2 protein-coding genes are annotated in these 1279 nt (G+C 35.3%); both read left to right on the top strand.

The window, feature by feature from the left end; translation table 11 throughout:
- Nucleotides 1-788 (top strand): HNH endonuclease (locus KI369_RS27435; RefSeq protein ID WP_212958754.1); only part of this gene is annotated, 788 nt, incomplete at its 5' end.
- A gap of 12 nt (nucleotides 789-800) precedes the next feature.
- Complete coding sequence (locus KI369_RS27430; RefSeq protein ID WP_088327750.1) at nucleotides 801-1253, top strand: SMI1/KNR4 family protein; 453 nt, start codon at nucleotides 801-803, stop codon at nucleotides 1251-1253.
- Nucleotides 1254-1279 lie beyond the last annotated feature (26 nt).

The following is a 1279-nucleotide window of genomic DNA, read 5'->3' as shown; positions in this document are numbered from 1 at the left end:
GTGATAAAGAAACCTGGCTTAATATGCGAGATGCAATTGTAAACTATAGGGAGACTATTCCTGCTGCATGGAACACTGTATCAGATACATTTATGAATAAATTTTGGAATGGGGATCTGGAAAGTAGAGAGCATTATGTAGCTTATGGTATAGCAACGTTAGGACTCGGGTTTCTGGGTGATAAGGGTCTTAGTAAAGCAGGACAAGTTGGGAAGGTAGCTGCTATTACAGGTTTTACTAAAGGGAAATCACTTGTAATTAATTCTCCGGCATATAGAAATGCATTACATATATTAAACAATTATGAATTTAAGGGTGGTAATCATCTCTCATATGCAGGAGTCGGAAGTATTAAACAGTACTTACAGAAAGCAGCTCCATATACTTATGAGGGTCCAAATGGTCCGAAAACAATAAGCTTAAGATTGGGTGAGTTAGCGGGAAAGAAACATCCAGTTACAGGTATTCCGTATGATTTAGATGGTTTCCCTATTTTTGAATCTAAAGGTGAGGTATTCCTAAAAGAAGCGGATTTTAAAAAATCTAGACCAACACATTTTAGAAAATGCAATAAAGCATTCTACAAACAAATAATGGAGGACCCTAATTTAGCTTCAAAGTTTACAGAAGAAGAAATTCAAATGTTTAAGCAAGGTGAAACACCAAAGAATTACACATGGCATCATCATCAAGATGCTGGTAGAATGCAACTTGTAGATTATCAGATACATCACGATACTGGTCATACAGGTGGAAATAGGATTTGGGGAAAAGATAGTGACAAATAAGGAGTGGAAAAAATGAATAATATTACATGGTCTTTTATGAGTAAAACACCAGTTACAAACGAAGAAATCCAAGCAGTAGAACAATATTTAAATATTAAATTACCTAATGATTTTGTTGCCTGTGTAAAGAAATATGACGGGGGATATCCTAATCCAAAAGTATTTGATGTACCAGGACAAGATGAGAATGTATTTAGTGATCTCTTAACTCTGCATATAGAAGACGAATATTCAATTGTCCAAAACTATAACAGTGTAAAAGATAGGTTGGTAGCTAAGGTATATCCTTTTGCTAGAGATCCATTCGGTAACCTTTTATGTTTCGATTATCGAAATAGCACTGAATCACCAACAGTAGTATTTTGGGAGCATGAGGAGGAAAACATAGAGGAAGCAATATATCCTGTTTGCTCAACATTTACAGAATTGCTTGCTAGTCTACGCGATTTTGAAGAAGAAGATTGAGGGAACTAAAAAACGGTCTAGAATTC

The sequence above is a fragment of the Bacillus sanguinis genome, assembly GCF_018332475.1.
Lineage (GTDB): Bacteria > Bacillota > Bacilli > Bacillales > Bacillaceae_G > Bacillus_A > Bacillus_A sanguinis.
This window is presented reverse-complemented; position numbering and strand designations above follow the sequence as displayed.

Bases quoted from the DNA above. Each gene is read 5' to 3' on its own strand.
- KI369_RS27430 (WP_088327750.1), top strand. From the start codon at position 801: ATGAATAATATTACATGGTCTTTTATGAGTAAAACACCAGTTACAAAC.